We start from the raw sequence: 18349 nt of genomic DNA, 5'->3' as shown, positions 1-18349 counted from the left end.
ACAACATGAAGTTAAGCATTGGTTTCTCGCCCTGTCCGAACGACACTTTTATTTTTGACGCATTGATCCACCATAAAATTGATACCGAAGGCTTAACATTTGAAGTCTTTTTTGACGATGTGGAGACATTGAACCAGAAAGCATTTCGTGGCGAACTGGACATCACCAAGCTAAGCTTTCATGCATTCGCCTATGTTTCTGAGCAGTATGCACTGCTTGATTCGGGAAGTGCCCTGGGCTTTGGGGTTGGCCCTTTGCTGATCTGTCACCAGGAGCATTTTACCCAAAACAGCGGGGAATTAAGTGCCGGTCTTAAAGTTGGCATACCCGGCCGGTATACAACGGCCAATTTTTTATTGGGCATTGCATTCCCCCATTTGACTAACAAACAGGAAATGGTTTTCTCAGAAATAGAAAACGCATTGTTAAAAGACCAGATTGACCTGGGCCTGATTATCCACGAAAACAGATTTACTTATACGGAAAAAGGATTACATAAAATCATTGACCTGGGAAACTACTGGGAACAGCAAACAGGTTGTGCGATCCCGCTGGGCGGAATTGTCGCCAACAGAAAGCTTGATCAGGAAACCAAGGAAAAAGTGAACAGGCTGATCAAAAAATCAGTAGAATTTGCTTTTGCGAATCCCAGATCCGGATTGGATTTCATCAGGCAGCATGCCCAGGAAATGAGTGAAGAGGTGATGTACAAACACATTGAACTGTATGTAAACAAATACAGCATTGAACTCGGTACTGAGGGAAGAAAAGCAATTGACACCCTATTTAACATGGCCCGGGAAAAAGAACTGATCCCTCCTGTTCAGCATGACATTTACCTGATACCTTAGGCTTTAGTTACAGGGTCCGTCTGGTATTTCCCTGGTAATTTTAAGCACTTTGGTTACTACAAGGGTAGAATCAAAATCAGCCGACATGCTCAAACTATCTGATTTAATGGCATGGCATTCCACTTCTATATAGACAGGCTCATAAGGTTTTTCAAAGTTGAAATTGTTGTAAGCCAGCTCAAGGGTCTTTGCGCTGTCTGCAACCCAATATTCAGTCCCTTCTTCACAATCTGTAAACGATTTTAATTCAGGACCATAACTATACAAGCCCTTCAGTACTCTGCCGGCCTGCTGATTATTTTCTGCTGGCCTTGGATTACAAGCCAGTACCGTAACAGCAATGGCCATTAATAAAAATAGCGGGCTTTTAAATATATTCATGATTTATAGATCTTGATTTAAATGGTTTATCTTCTTAACACTCAAATTAGATGACAAAGCTGATGCCATAAAAGAAAAAACACTTACCGTTAAGAACACAAGTAAAAAATCTTTCCATTTTAGCGCTACGGGATAAGCATTGGTAATAACGAGGTTGTCTTCCGACATTTTTATGAGACCGAATTTCTGTTGAAGCAGAGAAAAGCCAAGTCCGATGATCAGTCCAAATATACAGCCGGTCATCGAAATCATCATTCCTTCCAGCAAAAAGATACGTTTAATAAGCTGTTTGCCCGCACCCAGACTGCTTAATATCGCAATGTCCTTTAATTTATCTATAACCAGCATCGTTAAAGAACCAATAATATTAAATATAGCAATGATCAGGATAAAGGTCAGAATGATATATACAGCCCATTTTTCACTGCCCAGAATATTGTATAAAACCTTATTTTGTTGTATCCTGTCCTTTACTTCAAAATCATTCCCAATCTGCTCTTCTATCTTTTGTTTAAACACATCAGCATTAACGCCTTTTTCCAGATTGATCTCAATTGCGGAGATATTTTGAGGTTCTTCCAGCAATTTCCTGGCAAATCTTAAAGGAACAATCGCCACATTGTCAAAATCCTGCTGCACTTCAAAAACGCCGGAAACGGGTATGGATAGAATGGTAAAATCATCTGCCGGATTGATGGAACTGGCATGGTTGCGCTGCTTTTTAGGTGAAAAAATCTGAAGCGGATAAAAAGGATCAGTAGTGTTTACCATCAAAAAGGTTTGAATTGCTGAACCTATTACAGCGTAGTTCAGATTTTTCTTTTCCAGTACGAAATTACCATCAATCGTTATGCTATCCAGGCTCTTGTTCTTCAGGTAGTCGGTACTTACCCCTTTTACCAATCCAACGGATTGTTTATCGTTATACCTTAATAAAGCATTTTCTGAAAGCACTTCCGTAAAAGAATAAATGTCCTTATCTTTTCGCAGTTCATTAAAATAGCTGGTATTCGGATCAAATGTTTTCCCCTTGAGCGGAGCAATCACCAATTCAGGAGTAATCGTATTAAACATCTTTAAAACCACTTCTTCAAAACCATTGAATACGGATAATATGATTATCAAAGCTGCACTGCCCACAAAAACCCCAAGTACCGAAATGGTAGAGATGATGTTGATGGCATTGGTAGATTTTTTTGCAAAAAGATACCGCCGGGCTATGTAGAAAGGTGTATTCAATGTTTTATTAATGATAATGCCTATTGTAAATAAGGATTGTGTTGTTTTTCAAAACCTATGGTGGTAGATTGACCATGGCCCGGATAAACCTTGCAATCATCAGGCAATATAAACAAGTTATTTTTGATACTATTGATTAATTGCAAATGGTTGCCTCCAGGGAGATCAGTTCGGCCTATGCTGTAGTAAAATAAAACATCCCCGCCGATTAAGAAGTTATCAGCCGCTGCATAAAAACATAAATGGGCCGGAGAATGACCCGGAGCAAAGATCAGTTCCAGCTGGCTGCTGCCAAACTTTAGGGTTCCGGTTTCTGGCAAAAACACTTCCGGTTCCGGAGAAAGTTCATAGTGCAGGCCCATTTGAGGCACATAACCAGGCATGGCCTGCAAAACATACAGTTCCCCTTTATGGAACTGCGGTTTCAGGCCCCAGTTATCGTAAACAAATTTATTACCAAATACATGGTCATAGTGACAATGCGTATTCAGCAAAAGAACAGGCTTCAATTCTTTTTCTTTAATGAACTTAACCACCGTATTCTGCTCTTCCGCATCGTACATTCCCGGGTCAATAATCACACATTCCTTTGTTTCATCATAAAGGATATAAGTATTTTCGCTTATCGGATTAAAGGTGAATTGTTGAATGCTGATCATATATTTTGATGTTTTACAATTAATTCTTCCATTTAAATGTGCTGATCATCCGGTCTATATCTGTTTTAATAAAACGGATTACCGGCTGAATAGAATCGTATTGAGGGCGCTCATTAAAATACAATGCAGCCCTAAAATAATGCTTTGTGCTGTCGGTTAAGAAAAACTGGACAGATGAGGCGGTATTGCCTTCAATGGCATAATACACCCCATACACCTTTTTTTCGGGATAATTAATGAGCTTCTGATCTATCGCGTTTGCTTTTACGGTATGCTTAAAGGCAAATGTCCGGGCATCTTCTGCCAGATTTTCAAACGCTGTTTTTGAAGAAATATCGTAATAAGTAAGGTGTAAACGCCCGTTAAACTGCGGGAAGGAAAGGTTGTACCAGCAAGCCTGGGTATCAGCACTGCTGTCATGCTGTAAAACCGCGTAGATTGGATAATCGAAGGAAAAAGGACAGTCCTTCTGGTAAGTCTGATAAACCTTAGCCGGAAAATCAATTTTAAAATAGCCTCTGGGCTTGGGTGAATAAGAATTGCTGTTGCAGGCTGAAAAAGCGAGTAAAATTCCGGGTAAAAGAAAGAAATATCTGTTCATGTTATGGATTCCAAATCTCCCAGGAGCGGATGGCCTGCAAATGCAACATCTCAAGGCCGTTCTTTGTTTTTCCACCCTGTTCTCTTACCTGTTTTAGGAAGGAGGTTTCTTCAGGATTGTAAACCAGATCGTAACCGATATGTTTATCGCTTAATAAATGGTAAGGTATATCCGGACAGGTTCCAACATTCGGGGACATCCCTAGAGGGGTGGTGTTCACCAGTATAGTATATTCCCTTAGCACCGCCTCATCTACCGCATCATATGGGATACTATGTTCCGTTGGTTTCCTGGTGACCACCAAAAAAGGAAAGTTTAGTTTATTCAATACATATTTGATTGCTTTTGCCGCGCCGCCGTCACCAAAAATCAATGCTTTACGGTGATGGGGTTCGAGCAGGGGCTTTAAAGATTCTTCAAAGCCATAGGCATCGGTATTGTAACCTTTGATACACTGCTCCGCATTCTTTCTACCGATCAGGATGCAATTAACCGCACCAATTGCCGTTGCAGCTTCATCCATTTCGTCTAAAAACGGCAGCACCTGTACTTTATATGGTATGGTAACATTAATACCATAAAGTTCAGGATTGTCAGACCACAGTTTGACAAAAAGCTCAATATTTTCTATCGGATAAAGTTCGTATTCGCAGTCGGTGATGTGCTCTTTCTTAAATTTTTCAGTAAAGAATTTCTTTGAAAAAGAATGTGATAAAGGATAACCGATTAAACCAAATTTTCTCATTATTTATAAGAATGCATTTACAGCACTATTTGTCCAGATTCAAAAAATGATCAAATGTATCTCCCCTCAGGCCTAAACGTATGGTTTCTAACGGGATTACCTCTGCAGGCGCAATATTGCCAATGTTTACATTAGCCCCTAAAAGTTTAATGAACCATACCTGCTGTTCTTTCTGAGGCGCTTCCCATATAATCGTTTCTTCAGGGATCTGGGTTAAAATTTCATCTACCAGACCTTCACGAACTTCGCCAGAACCTCTATAAATACCAACATTACCTCCTTCTCTGGCCTCAGCGATAACTTTCCATGAACCCGCTTCAATCTCTGCATTCATCAGTTTGATCCACTTATAAGGTGCAAATATCTTAGTGGCATCTTTGGATCCGACCTCAGAGATCACAGTAACCTGTTTGGCCAGCTTTTGGATGAACTCACATTTCTGGTCATGTTCAATAGTAATTGAGCCATCTGAAACCTCGGCGTACTCCATGCCAAACTGATCCAGTACCCGGCAATAATCATCAAACTGGTTGCGAATAATAAATGCTTCAAAAAGTGTTCCCCCAAAATAAGTAGGAATCCCCGCATCTCTGTAGATCTGTAGTTTTTCTTTTAGGTTGGGCGTAACGAATGAAGTGGCCCAGCCTAACTTCACAATATCAGTATGTATTCCGGCAACTTCTATAAAATCTTCAGTTTGTCTTAAGCTTAGTCCTTTATCCATAACCATTGTAATTCCTTTATTACGTGGTTTTGCAGGACGCTCCGGTATATTATTCAATGGGTAATTCATATAGGTCACAAAGGTGAAGAAAAAATTGACAACGGCACAATACTATTTTATATACCGGCTGATCACATCAACAATTGCGCTGTTATCCTGCAATTGCGGTAAATATTCAAATAAAATATAGTGCTTTTCCGGATCGGTAACCAATGCAGTTTCCAAATACAAAAGTGCCTCATTCTTTTTTCCCAGCGCAAATAAGTAAGCAACCATACGATAATATAGCTCTGCCGCATCAGGATTATTTTTTATGGCATCAGACATGGTTTCAGAAGCCTCTACTAATTTGCCCTGTTCGTACAATACCGTTGAAAAATCAAGCCAGGCTTCTACATCCACTGGATTGTATTCCAGCACTTTATGATAAGCTTCTACCGACTGGTCGATCTGACCAAGCTTATAGTGTGCATCAGCCATGGCAAACCAGAAGTCCGGATTCTCGGCATCCAGCTCAATGGCCTTTCTGTAAAAATGTAGTGACTCAAAGTAGCGCTCCTCAAAATTAAGCGTAACGCCTATGCCAAACCAGGCATCGGCCATCTTTGCATCCATTTTAACAGATTTCTTGTAATAAGAACGCGCTTCATCCATCCTTTCGAGCTTTTCATAACATTCCCCTATGGCGCAATAGGTGTCAGCATTGGGCGGCTCATATTCAAAAGTTTGTTTATAAACCTCAATAGCTTCTGTATACCGGTCCAGTTGAACCAATGCATTCCCTTTATTGTAATAGGCTGAAGCAAAATTATCTTTGATCAGGATGGCATAATCATAGGCATCAATTGCTTTCTCAAACAAGTCCAGTTTATGGTAAGAATTGGCCAGGTTATACCATGCAGCATAAGAATACGGATCGTTATCAATATATTCCTGATAAAACTTGATGCTTTCTTCCTGCTTGTCCAGGATATCATAACAAAAGGCCAGTTCATACAAACCATCTTTGTTCTCCATGTTTTGTTCCAGACTCTGCTTAATGTACACAATCGCACTTTCATAATCCAGCATGTTCTGGTACACATAGGCAATCTGCAACAAAATTTCATCTGTCGTTTCCGCGAACTCCAAGGCTTTCTGAAAATTATCCAATGCTTCTGAATAGCGCTCAAGGCTATTAAAAATATTGCCCCTTAAAATATAGATCTCTGCTTCCGAAGCCTCCAGCATTTCTGCTTTCTGCAAGGATAAGAATGCCCGTTCTGTCTGGTCTGTGATGAACAGCAATTGTGCCTGTTTAACCAGGAATACCGCAGCATAAGGATGCTGGTTAAGCGCATATTCTATCACCTGAAGGGCCTTTACCGGGTCACTCTTCTCAATATAGTAATCAATAATATTTTCAAAGGCCTGGGCATCAAAAAAATACTGATCCTGATTGCGTATCATCTCCTCGTAACGTTCAACTGACCGTTGGGCGTCATCACTAAAATCAAAGTAAAATTCCTCTTCCATGTATCGAATAATTAAAGAACAGCTTCCCTTGTTGTTAAATACATTATAAGTTTACAATTATTATGCCTTGGATGCGCCAAATAATTTTCAACATACACACAACTTACTTGTTAAGTAACTGATTATATTAATAATGCGAGCGGGTTATGATCTGAAATATTTTACAAAGGAACACAACATTATGCGAAAACAAGTAAAATTCAGGTCACGAAACTCATTTAACATCCTGCTTTACCCACCTTCCATTATTTTTTTGTTGATTTGTATCGTATACCTAATCATTACAATATGCAGAATAACATCAGTACTGTTTTAAAGAATTTAGGCATTCTTGATTTAAATCCGGCTTTCAGCACCGGCAATAACTGGGGCGCTTTGACTGCTGCAATAACCATTGACAGCGTTTCTCCTGTTGACGGAAAGAAAATAGCCAGGGTGCAGGTTGCGACGGCTGAAGATTATGAGACTGTGATAAAAAAAGCATCAGCAGCGTTTCTTTTCTGGCGCAATTTGCCTGCTCCTAAACGCGGAGATATTATCCGCCAGTTTGCTGAGGCCCTGCGTAAAAATAAGGAAGACCTGGGTACCCTGGTTTCTTATGAAATGGGTAAAAGTTTACAGGAAGGTTTTGGCGAAGTACAGGAAATGATAGACATCTGTGATTTTGCCGTGGGTCTTTCCCGTCAGCTTTATGGCTTAACCATGCATTCGGAACGCCCCAGCCACCGCATGTACGAGCAATGGCATCCACTGGGTATTGTGGGGATTATATCAGCCTTCAATTTCCCCGTAGCAGTCTGGAGCTGGAATGCAGCACTGGCCTGGGTATGTGGAAATGTATGTATCTGGAAACCTTCAGAAAAAACACCATTAACTGCAATCGCTTGTCAGCACATCATCGCAGCTGTTTTCAAAGCAAATGGTGTTCCAGAGGGTGTTTCTAATTTAATTACCGGAGATAAGGAGGTTGGAGAGCTGATGACAAATGATACCCGGGTACCATTGATCTCTGCTACCGGATCTACCCGCATGGGAAAAGCTGTTGCTGTTGCCGTTGGCGCCAGACTTGGTAAAAGCCTGCTTGAACTTGGTGGCAATAACGCCATTATCATTTCTGAGCATGCCGACTTGGATATGAGTTTGATCGGTGCTGTTTTTGGTGCAGTTGGTACTGCCGGGCAGCGCTGCACATCAACGCGAAGACTAATTATTCATGAAAGTGTTTATGATGTTTTTACGGCCAAACTGATTAAAGCTTACGGGCAACTGCGCATTGGCGATCCGCTTGATCAGCACAATCATGTTGGCCCCTTGATTGACAAAGCGGCTGTTAATGCCTACCTTGACTCCATCGAAAAGTGCAAAGCCGAAGGCGGAAAGTTTGTTGTCGAGGGTGGGCTGTTGGCAGGACCTCAATATGCTAGTGGCTGTTACGTAAAGCCTTGCATTGCAGCGGTTAAAAATGATTACCAAATTGTTCAGCACGAAACTTTTGCACCAATTTTATACCTTATAAAATACAAAACACTGGATGAGGCAATTGCATTGCAAAATGGTGTACCTCAAGGGTTATCCGCTGCTATTATGACCTTGAACCTAAGGGAAGCCGAACAGTTTCTATCTGCATCAGGCGCTGATTGTGGAATAGCAAATGTTAATATCGGAACCTCGGGAGCAGAAATCGGCGGCGCCTTTGGCGGAGAAAAAGAGACAGGCGGCGGAAGAGAAAGTGGTTCCGATGCATGGAAAGCTTATATGCGCAGGCAAACCAATACGATAAATTATTCCAATACCCTACCGCTGGCACAAGGCATTAAGTTTGATCTGTGATCAAAAAAAAGGCGGCAGAAATTCTGCCGCCTTTTTCAATGTGTGTTAATGTTAATCGTATGGTTATCTGATTTTCCGTTCGGCTATTACTGAGTCTTTCGAAATTCCTGGCTTATACCCAGGTAACTTGAACTGCACTTCCTGGAGTTCTATCGTAGTTGTTAATGCAGCAAACTGATCCATTTTCAATTTTGCAATGTCATCTTTAACCAAGGTATGGTCATTGGTCGACCCTTTCAGTTTTAAACCTGCCTGGTCTTTTATTACTGTATACAAACTCCCAATCTCCGCATCGATGAAGGCCCTTGCCTTATCCCTCAAAAAAACCTGTAGTACACTTGAGGAAAATTTGCCTCTTGTACTTACCCAGGCACTATTGGCAACATCAATTCTTTGTAAATCCTTTAAATATACATTGACATGAATAGGTTCCGCTTCATTGGAATTGATGTACAATTTATCTCCTTTCTGCATTACAGACGTTAGTTTCCTGTTGTATTCTTCCTGAATCACTACACTTTGTGTGTTGCACTGAATCAGCATTACCTTTACGTTACCCGTAACTACCACCTTATTAAAATCTAAAGGCAAAGTGATTTCGGTTTCCTTACTGTTTTTATCGGCTGCTAACGAAGCAAATGCTGAGTAGGAGAGTACAATAGCTGATAAGGCTATTGTAAATAATGTTTTTACCAGAGTTTTCATATTTTTAGCTGTTAAGTTTCTTTACCTGATTACCTATAAGTCGCGGTAAAATCAAAAACGTTACAGCGTTTTTTAACCTTTTAGGCAAGCTTCCCGGAATAAACGACCAACAGTCATTTTTTTTCGACCAACCACAATCAACGGTCAGCATTTCGCAACAATTCATAAAAAAACCAATTGATTTTATTTGAAAGCAATTCAATTTGATGTAAGTTTAGCGGTTTTTAAATGCTTATCTGCTAATTGTTTTAATCGCTTGCCAATGTTACGTGTTGATAGTTCCAAACCCTGCAAAATTGTTTATTCTTTGTGTAAGCATGCGTATTTGGGCTATTTAATTGAACCACATATTGTCCAGTTAAATCCGCAGGGGGATTTTTCATTAACCTATCAACGTATTTTTTCGCATACTGCAAAAGAATTTAACAAGCACCTCAGCGAAACCGATTTTAAACTCATCAAAATACTGGATGAGACAGAACAGGATTTCATCATTAAAAAGTTTCATAAAAAAGCGATCAGGCCTGTAGAATTTTTCAGCAAGTTTTTCAACGATAAATTCTACGATAATGTCCGTCCAAAAATTGAAAAGAAGCTGTCCGAGGTTTTAGAGATTCTTAAAACCGAAGGCTCGCTCTACCTAATGGATAAAGATGGCTGGCCTGCAGAGCGAAAAATTGACATTGCAACAGCAGCCTCAACCGTATTGTTCCATTTCAGGAGAAATGAAATCGAGACCCGTTATTTCCCAACCATCAAATATCAGGGATTGCGCATTGATTTTATGTTTAAAGATGCCCAGGTAATCAGTAATCAGCCCTCCTGGCTCCTGCTCAATGACGTACTCTATTTCTTTGAACAGGATATTGAAGGCAAAAAACTAATCCCTTTTCTAAATAAAAGATACATCACCATTCCTAAGACCACAGAAGCGGCCTATTTCGGAAAGTTTGTGGGGCCACTGATTGAGAAATACCACGTTTATGCGGAAGGCTTTGACATCAAAACAGAAAAACATGAACCTACCCCTATTATAAAGGTAATTTATGTTGATGCGGGAATTTCCCAGGTTCAGCTTTATTTTAAATATGGCGAGCATGCATTTGCTATGGGAAATGAGAAAAAGGTAACTGTTCATCTGCATAAGGAAGAGGACAATTACATCTTTACCCGTATTAAAAGAGATGTTTCCTGGGAAAAGCAGAAATTTGATTACCTTTTAAGCCTTGGGCTCAAAAAAACAAGTGCGCTTTATCACCACCTTGAAGTACCGGCCGAGATAGCCGAGGATCAATCCTATGCCGTTATCAACTGGGTTAATGAACATATTGAAAAACTCCAGACAGCAGGTTTTGAAATTGAACAGCACCGCGGCACTAAAAAGTTCTTATTTGCCGTCAATAAGATCAGCTTTGACATCAAGGAAGACAACGATTGGTTTGACATCAATGCCATCGTTTATTTTGGCAGTCATCCCATTCCTTTTATCTCTTTAAAAAACCACATCCTGCATAAAAAAAGGGAGTTTGTTTTACCCGACGGATCAATAGCGATCATCCCCGATAAATGGTTTACCCAATACGGCAGCCTGTTTAGTCTTTCTGATGGCGGAAAAGGCTTAAAGCTCAAAAAACACCATATTGGCCTGATCAATGAACTGGCAGAGGATGGCATTGCCAGTATTACCCTGAGCAGGAAACTGCAAAGGCTGAACGATTTCGAAGACATCGCCGATACGCAAATGCCCCTTCATTTTAAAGGCGACCTGCGCAGCTACCAGAAAGCTGGATACAACTGGTTCAGTTTTTTAAGGGAGTACAATTTTGGTGGCTGCCTGGCTGATGATATGGGTTTAGGGAAAACCATACAAACCCTGGCCATGTTACAGAAATTAAAAGAAGAGGACCAGGAACAATCCAAACACAGTACATCACTCATCGTCATGCCAACCTCGCTGATCTATAACTGGCTCAATGAGGCTAAAAAATTCACACCGAAACTAAAAATCCATGCCCATACAGGCACCTCCAGGAATAAAGACGTAGGCCGTTTTGCCAATTTTGACATCATCATTACCACTTATGGCATTACCAGGGTGGATATCGATACCCTCAAAGATTTTTATTTCAGTTACATTATATTGGACGAGAGCCAGAACATCAAGAACCCTTCATCCAAATCGTTTAAAGCCGTCAGGGTGCTTAAATCCAGACATAAACTTATACTAAGTGGTACACCTGTCGAAAACTCAGTAAGCGACCTCTGGACACAGCTGACATTTTTAAACCCAGGGTTACTGGGTACCCAGGCCTTCTTTAACGAGGAATACGTGCAGGCCATTGAAAAGAAAAAAGACGAAGAAAAGGCCAGAAAATTACAGGCCATTATTAAACCTTTCGTACTGCGACGAACAAAGGAACAGGTGGCCTCAGAGCTGCCGCCAAAAACCGAACAGATCTTTTACTGTAACATGAGCGAAGACCAGGCTGCTTATTATGAAAAAACCAAATCTGTCTATAGAAATGATTTGCTCAACAGCATGGACGATGGCACTTACGCTAAAAAGCAGGTACAGCTTTTACAGGGTCTTACCGCTTTAAGGCAGCTGGCCAACCATCCTGTAATGATAGATGACAGCTACAATTCAGACTCGGGCAAATTTGAAAACGTGGTCCATACCTTAGATAACGTACTCAAAGGCGGGCACAAGGTGCTTATTTTCTCTCAGTTCGTAAAGCACCTGAATATTTTCAGGCAATACCTTGAAGAAGAGCACATTTCTTTTGCCTACCTGGATGGGGCTACTAAAAATCGTGGAGAAATTGTAGCAGAATTCCAGAAGAACACTGAACTAAAAGTGTTTCTCATCTCTATTAAGGCTGGCGGCGTCGGTTTAAACTTAACCCAGGCCGATTATGTGTTTATTCTTGATCCATGGTGGAATCCGGCAGTGGAGCAACAGGCCATAGACAGAACACATAGAATTGGCCAGGATAAAAAGGTTTTCATTTATAAATTCATAGCAAAGGATACCGTAGAGGAAAAAATCCTTGCTTTACAAAACCGTAAAAAAAGGCTGGCCAACTCACTCATCACTACAGAAGAAAGTTTTTTTAAATCCTTAAGTAAGGAAGACATCAGCGAATTGCTCAATTAGCCTTTAGCGAACTAAAATAGCGGTCATTGCTGATCATTTCGGCACCTAAGCTCATCAGATGATTGTTAGGCAACTGACAGTCAATCATGCTGAAACCCTTGTTCTGACAAAGCCAGATCAAGGCAGCTTTAGAGGCATTACTTACTTTGCTAAACATACTTTCCCCGCAGAAAATCTGGTTAATATGTACGCCATACAGGCCTCCAACAAGCTCCCCGTTCTGCCAAACCTCCACACTGTGTGCATATCCCCGCTGGTGCAGCTCCATGTAAGCTGCCTGCATATCCCTGGTAATCCAGGTTCCATCCTGTTCTTTCCTGTCAATCTTTGCGCAGTTTTCTACAACTGCTTTAAATGATCGGTCGTAGGTGAATTCAAACTGCTTAAGTTTAAATATTCTGGCCATGCTTTTGCTGACGATCACATTTTCAGGAAAAATTACACAGCGTTCAGCCGGGGCATACCAACATATCGGGTCCCCTTCACTAAACCAGGGAAAAATTCCGTTCTTATAGGCTAAAATAAGCCTTTCCGGCCTAAGGTCGCCCCCTATTGCCAATAACCCGTCGGGATCTGCGAGCCCCGGATCTGGAAAAACGATTCTATTATCGTCTAACTTAAAAACCATTTACAATATTACGTACTAAAACATTATCTCCATAGGTTCGTTTTATAAATAGTCGGAAATATCATTAACAATTAATGCCATGGATAAAAAAGAAAACTTTATCAACATCAAACACCTCTATAACAGAGCGGGCTTTGGCATTGCTTATAACGACGTAATTAAATTAAGCAGAAAGAATATTGACAAAGTAATAGCAGGGCTTTTGTTAATCCCAAAGCAAAACACGGATCTGCATACTGTTGATCCTGAGGCTATAAAGGCACAAATGCGAAGGCAATCAGAACTGGGTGCTAAAAAGGAGCTTACCGATCAGGAAAAAGAAGAGCGGCAGCAGATTACCAGAGACCAGAACGAGCAAAGCCGCAAGCTCAACCTTGATTGGGTACAAAAGATGATCGGCACCGAAAACCCGCTGGTTGAAAAAATGACCCTATTCTGGCACGGGCATTTCGCATGCAGGTCCAACAACCCCATGTTTGCCCAGCATCTCAATAACATTCAGCGTAAATATGCACTGGGCAGCTTTAAAACCCTATTGATTGAAGTTTCCAAATCGCCCGCCATGCTGCAGTACCTGAACAATCAGCAAAACAGAAAAAACAGGCCGAATGAAAACTTTGCACGGGAGTTAATGGAACTCTTTACCATTGGCCGCGGCAATTATACCGAACAAGATGTAAAAGAATCGGCCAGGTCATTTACCGGCTGGACTTACAATAAAGAAGGGGAGTTTGAGTTCAAAAAGGCGTTACATGATGACCAGATTAAAAGCTTTTTTGGGAATACCGGGAATTTTGATGGGGAGGCCATCATAGACCAAATTCTGGACAAACCCGAAACCTCAACGTTTATCTGCAGAAAAATTTACCAGTTTTTCGTGAACGACATCCCCGATGAAACACACGTTACTGCACTCAGCAATTTTTTTTACCGGCAGAAATACAATACTGCAGCGTTGATGCAAAAAATGTTCAGTTCAGATTGGTTTTACAGCAAAGCCAATATTGGTACCAGGATCAAATCCCCGGCAGAATTTTTAGTGGGCCTGAGCAGGCAGTTCCATGTTACCTACAATAAACCACAGGTACTGATCCAGCTTCAAAGCAACCTGGGCCAATACCTCTTCAATCCACCTAATGTAGCGGGCTGGCCAGGTGGTAAAAATTGGATCGACAGCTCCTCATTGATGCTGAGGATGAAAATCCCATCGCTCGTATTAAATTATGGTCAGATAGATTTTAGCGGAAAAGCCGATCCCGAAGATGAAGCGGTTATTGCACAAGGGAAAAAAAGCAATATCAAGGCCAGTAAATCCTATGTAGATGCCAAAGCAGACTGGCCAAAGTTCATGGATGGCTTACCAAAAAAGATAAACACAACTACCCTTGCAGCTTTCCTGCTACAACCAGTGCTAACAGATAGAATTATCCAAATGGTCCAGAACAACCAGAGTTTAAAGAATACGGCCATAGAAATCACCAGCATGCCGGAATACCAGCTGTGCTGATCTTACAGGAGATATGATCATGAAAAGAAGAGATTTTTTAAAACATTCTGCCTTTGCAGCTGCCGGAACTTTTATGGTACCTGCGTTTATGAAGCCTTTTGAAGCCTTGGCGCTCGATCAGCTGAGCGCTTATAAAAACCTGGTAGTGATACAGCTTTCAGGTGGCAACGATGGGCTCAACACAGTTGTCCCTTTTGGCAACGACATCTATTACCAATTACGGAAAACCATTGGTGTCAGGCCAGAAGAAGTCATCAAACTGAACGATATGCAAGGCCTGAATCCTAACCTTGCTGCCTTAAAGGAAATTTACGATCAGGGCTGGATGAGCATCATCAACGACGTGGGTTATCCCAATCCCGACAGGTCACATTTTCGCTCCATGGACATTTGGCAAAGTGCCAGCGATTCCAATCAATTCCTGTCTACAGGATGGATTGGCCGCTACCTGGACTCCAATTGCGAAACCTGTAAGTTTCCTTATACCGCTATTGAAGTAGACGATAGCCTATCTATGGCCATGAAGGGTGGGACAAAGAAGGGCATTGCTTTAAAAGATGCGGGTACGCTGTTCAGGAATACCAACGAGCCTTTTTTTAAAGAAATGATCAAGGGAGAAAAGGCACATCTGGACGAAGAAAATTTGGGCTATCTGTACAAAACCATGATCGAAACCTCTTCTTCAGCCAATTATATTCAAAACACATCCAAAATATACCAGCAAAGATTTACTTATCCCAATACCGGCTTTGCCAGCCAGTTAAAAACAGTTTCCAAATTCATCAACTCGGGCTTAAAAACCAAGGTGTACTATGTATCCATGAGTGGTTTTGATACACATGTGAATCAAAATCAACAGCAGGGCCGCTTGTTACAGCAATATGCGGAAGCCATGACTGCCTTTATTAAAGAGCTAAAGCAAAACAACAAGCTCGACGATACCCTGGTGATCACTTTTTCTGAATTTGGCCGGCGCGTGGCACAAAATGCCAGCAACGGTACTGATCATGGAACAGCAAACAACATGTTCATTTTTGGAGGTCGTTTAAAAAAACAGGGCGTTTATAATAATGCACCCGATCTGGGCAACCTGGAGGCTGGCGATTTAAAATACCAGGTTGATTTCAGAGAAGTATATGCCACGATTCTCGACAAATGGCTGGCTGTCAGCAATGCCCAGATCCTGAACAGAAGGTTTAACACATTAGATTTTATCTAACGTAATAAACCTTCGGCACTGATCAGGCCGGCAGCAGTAGCATGTGCTATGGCCTCCTGATTGTTCTCAAAAAGACAGGTTTTGATCTGCTGTGCTTCAATTCTTTTCAGCAACTCAAGTGTAGTTGCTTCCTTTTCCTTGCGGATGTTCCTGATGTATACTGCCTCAATGTTTTTAGGGTACTTCTCTGCTATCATCGTATAAATGGCGGGATCTCTTTGGGTATTGTCGCCAAAAAATACAAACCGCTGGTTCGGGAAGGCATCAAGGATCCGCATTACCCGCATCAATTTACCTTCATGACCTGTTTTGCCCGTTTTCATCAGGTCTTTCCAGCGCTTAATCTGGTTTAACAAAAATGCCCCCTCTGGCAACTTATTGTATCTGAATATCTCTACCAGGTAATCATACAGGTTCCATTCACTGCTGGAAACATAAAAGAAAGGATTTGGCTGATTTGCATTGGTATGTGACAATGCCAAGGCATGGTAAAGCGTATAGGTATCGCTGAAAGTCTTTCTTGTCCTTGGGTTTTTGATGAACAATTCTCTAAGCCTTCTGCCGATGGCTGCAGAATGGGATACCATTACGGTATCGTCAATATCCGAAATAAAGGCATACTGGGTAATGTGCGGTACAAATACCTTTCCATGCCCAGCTGCCAGCACCTTATCCCCATCGCTTAAAGCCTCTATTTTAACACTGTGCCAGCCTGCTTTTACCTCTTCTGTGGCTTTCCATTCGAACTTAAAGAAGCCATCGTATTCTGTCTTGTTGTGCACTACCTGTCCATTAAAAGTCAGTCTTACCTTTACAAAAGGATAGGGTTTTAAAATAAAAAGTTTCAGCAGGTGGAAAATGTTTACAAACAGGTTATTACTGTATATCTGTTTGTTTTTGGCCCTAAAACGGAACACATGCCCGTATACAACCAAATTGTGTGTATGTCCATAACCATGATATACTTTAACACTGACCGATTTATTCATTATAATTAAAACAGAGCAGCGCGGCAGTTGTTTGTGCTATTAGGTATTTACTAATGAATAAAAAGACTTCAAATTTAAAACTACTGTTTATTGTGAACCCAGGCTCGGGAAAAGGAGAAATAAACTTCAGCGAGGTCATTGGTACGTATTGTACAGATAAACAACAGGATTTTGAGCTTTACGAGCTCAAAAAAAACTGCTCCCTGGCAAAAATTAAAGCAGTAATTGAGCAATCCGGGGCACAGCGGGTGATTGCAGTAGGCGGGGATGGGACCTTAAAAATGGTTGCCGAATGTGTACTCGAAACAGACATGCCTATTGGCCTCATTCCAGCCGGCTCTGCCAACGGGATGGCCCGGGAGCTTAATATCCCTGAGAATGCAGAAGAGGCGCTCCATATCGCAATAAACGCCAAGCCAAAAAAAATCCACGCCATAGTGGCTAACGGTGAACTCTGCATCCATCTTGCTGATATCGGCTTTAATGCTTACCTGGTAAAAAAGTTTGACGGACTGCCTCATCGCGGAAAACTGGCTTATGCAAAGGCAGCCTGGATGGCATTATGGAACCACTATAAACTGGACGTTGAATTCAAGATCAAAGACCAGACCATTCGTTCAAAGGCCGCCATGGTGGTGATTGCCAACGCTACTATGTATGGTACTGGTGTAAAGATCAATCCGGAGGGGCACCTTGATGATGATTTTTTTGAGGTCATCCTCGTTAAAGAGTATTCGGTAATGGAAATCCTGAAGCTCCGGTTCACCAATTTGCCTTTTAATCCTAAAAATATTGAATCTTTTCAGACTACTGATCTCAGCATTAAAACCAGACATAAAGCACATTTTCAGGTTGACGGAGAATATATCGGAAAATTGAACAATGTTAAGGCACACATCATCAAAGATGCGATTAATATCATTGCTCCCTAAACATCGTGGTTATTTACAGTATTTTTCCAATACTTCGTCTGCCAGGTCAGACCCCATGTATTTTACAAAAAGGAAATCTTCGCAGGCCCCTTGTTTATCCTTTTGTTTCAGTTTTTTAAGGCCATCCTGTATCCTCCCGCTCAAATATTCATCATCATAACCCAGCTCCTTCTTTAAAGCAATAAAACGGGCTTCTTCCGCAGGCTTAAAATCTCCTTTTTCCTTGTTCTTATAAAAATTCTGAATGGAATTTGCGAGGGCTTCACTGGAACGGTAAACTGCAATCGCCTTTTTGATGCCCTGTGGATCTTTGTCTGCACAGTTATAGCCTGACAAGGTAAATTTCATGGGAGCTATCAGGAATATCGAGGTATCGTGATTTGCAGGTACAGCCCATTTGCCGCTGCTCAGCCTGATCAGCCTTAAGGCCTCATCGTCCAGGTCTGTACCTATGCCTGAGCTTACTTTTGAATAATAAACCTGCCCCTGCTTATCCAGTTTAAAACTGATGATCACCGTGCCCTGGATACAATTTTGCAGTGAATATTGCGGATAAACATTATTTGCCACAACAAATGCTTCCAGGCCATCTTTTATGGTAGGTTGGGCGCTAACGGCAGCCGTTAGCAGCATCAGAAATGTGACCAGGATCTTTGTCATATCCTAA

At 41.3% G+C, this 18349-nt stretch carries 17 protein-coding genes; 6 read left to right on the top strand and 11 right to left on the bottom strand.

All coding sequences use genetic code 11. The features are described from left to right. The first annotated feature begins 5 nt into the window (after window positions 1–5). Window positions 6–851, top strand: a complete 846-nt coding sequence (locus tag R2Q85_RS05250; RefSeq protein ID WP_316810691.1) for a 1,4-dihydroxy-6-naphthoate synthase — start codon at window positions 6–8, stop codon at window positions 849–851. Between the two features lie 3 nt (window positions 852–854). Here the strand turns inward: R2Q85_RS05250 and R2Q85_RS05245 are convergent, their stop codons facing one another. Genes R2Q85_RS05245 through R2Q85_RS05215 form a run of 7 tightly spaced genes read right to left on the bottom strand, consistent with a single transcriptional unit; the run spans window position 855 to window position 6715 of the window. Beyond that, window positions 855–1232 carry a hypothetical protein gene (locus R2Q85_RS05245; RefSeq protein WP_316810690.1) on the bottom strand — a complete coding sequence of 126 codons (378 nt, stop codon included), beginning with the start codon at window positions 1230–1232 and terminating at the stop codon, window positions 855–857. A gap of 3 nt (window positions 1233–1235) precedes the next feature. Continuing rightward, window positions 1236–2471: an FtsX-like permease family protein gene (locus R2Q85_RS05240; RefSeq protein ID WP_316810689.1), complete on the bottom strand. Its 1236-nt coding sequence runs from the start codon at window positions 2469–2471 to the stop codon at window positions 1236–1238. Between the two features lie 20 nt (window positions 2472–2491). Further along, window positions 2492–3130, bottom strand: a complete 639-nt coding sequence (locus tag R2Q85_RS05235) for an MBL fold metallo-hydrolase (RefSeq protein ID WP_316810688.1) — start codon at window positions 3128–3130, stop codon at window positions 2492–2494. A 19-nt stretch (window positions 3131–3149) separates the two neighbouring features. Continuing rightward, complete coding sequence (locus R2Q85_RS05230; protein ID WP_316810687.1) at window positions 3150–3731, bottom strand: gliding motility lipoprotein GldD; 582 nt, start codon at window positions 3729–3731, stop codon at window positions 3150–3152. 1 nt (window position 3732) lies between these two features. Beyond that, on the bottom strand, window positions 3733–4476 hold the full coding sequence (aroE, locus tag R2Q85_RS05225; RefSeq protein WP_316810686.1) for a shikimate dehydrogenase: 744 nt from the start codon (window positions 4474–4476) through the stop codon (window positions 3733–3735). A gap of 25 nt (window positions 4477–4501) precedes the next feature. Beyond that, entirely contained in the window at window positions 4502–5269 is a 768-nt protein-coding gene (locus tag R2Q85_RS05220) for a phosphosulfolactate synthase (RefSeq protein ID WP_316810685.1), read from the bottom strand. A gap of 42 nt (window positions 5270–5311) precedes the next feature. Beyond that, window positions 5312–6715: a tetratricopeptide repeat protein gene (locus tag R2Q85_RS05215; protein WP_316810684.1), complete on the bottom strand. Its 1404-nt coding sequence runs from the start codon at window positions 6713–6715 to the stop codon at window positions 5312–5314. A 288-nt stretch (window positions 6716–7003) separates the two neighbouring features. Between R2Q85_RS05215 and R2Q85_RS05210 the strand changes: the two genes are divergently transcribed. Then, window positions 7004–8545 carry an aldehyde dehydrogenase family protein gene (locus R2Q85_RS05210; RefSeq protein ID WP_316810683.1) on the top strand — a complete coding sequence of 514 codons (1542 nt, stop codon included), beginning with the start codon at window positions 7004–7006 and terminating at the stop codon, window positions 8543–8545. A gap of 63 nt (window positions 8546–8608) precedes the next feature. Here R2Q85_RS05210 and R2Q85_RS05205 read toward each other — a convergent pair whose 3' ends face one another. Next, on the bottom strand, window positions 8609–9250 hold the full coding sequence (locus R2Q85_RS05205; RefSeq protein WP_316810682.1) for a GIN domain-containing protein: 642 nt from the start codon (window positions 9248–9250) through the stop codon (window positions 8609–8611). Between the two features lie 262 nt (window positions 9251–9512). Between R2Q85_RS05205 and R2Q85_RS05200 the strand changes: the two genes are divergently transcribed. Further along, window positions 9513–12407 carry a DEAD/DEAH box helicase gene (locus tag R2Q85_RS05200; RefSeq protein WP_316810681.1) on the top strand — a complete coding sequence of 965 codons (2895 nt, stop codon included), beginning with the start codon at window positions 9513–9515 and terminating at the stop codon, window positions 12405–12407. Here the strand turns inward: R2Q85_RS05200 and aat are convergent. Next, entirely contained in the window at window positions 12400–13035 is a 636-nt protein-coding gene (gene aat, locus R2Q85_RS05195; protein WP_316810680.1) for a leucyl/phenylalanyl-tRNA--protein transferase, read from the bottom strand. The genes R2Q85_RS05200 and aat overlap by 8 nt on opposite strands. Window positions 13036–13114: 79 nt before the next feature. Here aat and R2Q85_RS05190 point away from each other — a divergent pair, with 79 nt between their 5' ends. Together R2Q85_RS05190 and R2Q85_RS05185 are read left to right on the top strand one after the other, a co-directional pair. Beyond that, window positions 13115–14542, top strand: coding sequence for a DUF1800 domain-containing protein (locus tag R2Q85_RS05190; RefSeq protein ID WP_316810679.1), 1428 nt, complete (start codon window positions 13115–13117; stop codon window positions 14540–14542). Between the two features lie 19 nt (window positions 14543–14561). Next, complete coding sequence (locus tag R2Q85_RS05185) at window positions 14562–15761, top strand: DUF1501 domain-containing protein (protein WP_316810678.1); 1200 nt, start codon at window positions 14562–14564, stop codon at window positions 15759–15761. Here R2Q85_RS05185 and R2Q85_RS05180 read toward each other — a convergent pair. Further along, the gene (locus tag R2Q85_RS05180; RefSeq protein ID WP_316810677.1) at window positions 15758–16750 is read right to left on the bottom strand and encodes an App1 family protein; all 993 of its coding nucleotides are present in this window, start codon (window positions 16748–16750) and stop codon (window positions 15758–15760) included. The genes R2Q85_RS05185 and R2Q85_RS05180 overlap by 4 nt on opposite strands. Before the next feature lie 53 nt (window positions 16751–16803). Here R2Q85_RS05180 and R2Q85_RS05175 point away from each other — a divergent pair, with 53 nt between their 5' ends. Further along, window positions 16804–17682, top strand: a complete 879-nt coding sequence (locus R2Q85_RS05175; protein ID WP_316810676.1) for a diacylglycerol/lipid kinase family protein — start codon at window positions 16804–16806, stop codon at window positions 17680–17682. Between the two features lie 9 nt (window positions 17683–17691). On the opposite strand, the gene R2Q85_RS05170 is transcribed toward R2Q85_RS05175, so the two are convergent. Then, window positions 17692–18342: a TonB family protein gene (locus R2Q85_RS05170; protein ID WP_316810675.1), complete on the bottom strand. Its 651-nt coding sequence runs from the start codon at window positions 18340–18342 to the stop codon at window positions 17692–17694. Window positions 18343–18349 lie beyond the last annotated feature (7 nt).

The sequence above is a fragment of the Pedobacter heparinus genome (assembly GCF_032678725.1).
Taxonomy (GTDB): domain Bacteria; phylum Bacteroidota; class Bacteroidia; order Sphingobacteriales; family Sphingobacteriaceae; genus Pedobacter; species Pedobacter heparinus_A.
Note: the sequence above shows the minus strand (reverse complement) of the source record. Positions and strands in the feature narration are given on the sequence as shown.

What these genes read in the sequence shown, in the direction of transcription:
- R2Q85_RS05250 (WP_316810691.1), top strand. Translation starts at nt 6, where the DNA reads ATGAAGTTAAGCATTGGTTTCTCGCCCTGTCCGAACGACACTTTTATT.
- R2Q85_RS05245 (WP_316810690.1), bottom strand. Translation starts at nt 1,232, where the DNA reads ATGAATATATTTAAAAGCCCGCTATTTTTATTAATGGCCATTGCTGTT.
- R2Q85_RS05235 (WP_316810688.1), bottom strand. Translation starts at nt 3,130, where the DNA reads ATGATCAGCATTCAACAATTCACCTTTAATCCGATAAGCGAAAATACT.
- R2Q85_RS05230 (WP_316810687.1), bottom strand. Translation starts at nt 3,731, where the DNA reads ATGAACAGATATTTCTTTCTTTTACCCGGAATTTTACTCGCTTTTTCA.
- aroE (WP_316810686.1), bottom strand. Translation starts at nt 4,476, where the DNA reads ATGAGAAAATTTGGTTTAATCGGTTATCCTTTATCACATTCTTTTTCA.
- R2Q85_RS05220 (WP_316810685.1), bottom strand. Translation starts at nt 5,269, where the DNA reads ATGAATTACCCATTGAATAATATACCGGAGCGTCCTGCAAAACCACGT.
- R2Q85_RS05215 (WP_316810684.1), bottom strand. Translation starts at nt 6,715, where the DNA reads ATGGAAGAGGAATTTTACTTTGATTTTAGTGATGACGCCCAACGGTCA.
- R2Q85_RS05210 (WP_316810683.1), top strand. Translation starts at nt 7,004, where the DNA reads ATGCAGAATAACATCAGTACTGTTTTAAAGAATTTAGGCATTCTTGAT.
- R2Q85_RS05205 (WP_316810682.1), bottom strand. Translation starts at nt 9,250, where the DNA reads ATGAAAACTCTGGTAAAAACATTATTTACAATAGCCTTATCAGCTATT.
- R2Q85_RS05200 (WP_316810681.1), top strand. Translation starts at nt 9,513, where the DNA reads ATGTTACGTGTTGATAGTTCCAAACCCTGCAAAATTGTTTATTCTTTG.
- aat (WP_316810680.1), bottom strand. Translation starts at nt 13,035, where the DNA reads ATGGTTTTTAAGTTAGACGATAATAGAATCGTTTTTCCAGATCCGGGG.
- R2Q85_RS05190 (WP_316810679.1), top strand. Translation starts at nt 13,115, where the DNA reads ATGGATAAAAAAGAAAACTTTATCAACATCAAACACCTCTATAACAGA.
- R2Q85_RS05185 (WP_316810678.1), top strand. Translation starts at nt 14,562, where the DNA reads ATGAAAAGAAGAGATTTTTTAAAACATTCTGCCTTTGCAGCTGCCGGA.
- R2Q85_RS05180 (WP_316810677.1), bottom strand. Translation starts at nt 16,750, where the DNA reads ATGAATAAATCGGTCAGTGTTAAAGTATATCATGGTTATGGACATACA.
- R2Q85_RS05175 (WP_316810676.1), top strand. Translation starts at nt 16,804, where the DNA reads ATGAATAAAAAGACTTCAAATTTAAAACTACTGTTTATTGTGAACCCA.
- R2Q85_RS05170 (WP_316810675.1), bottom strand. Translation starts at nt 18,342, where the DNA reads ATGACAAAGATCCTGGTCACATTTCTGATGCTGCTAACGGCTGCCGTT.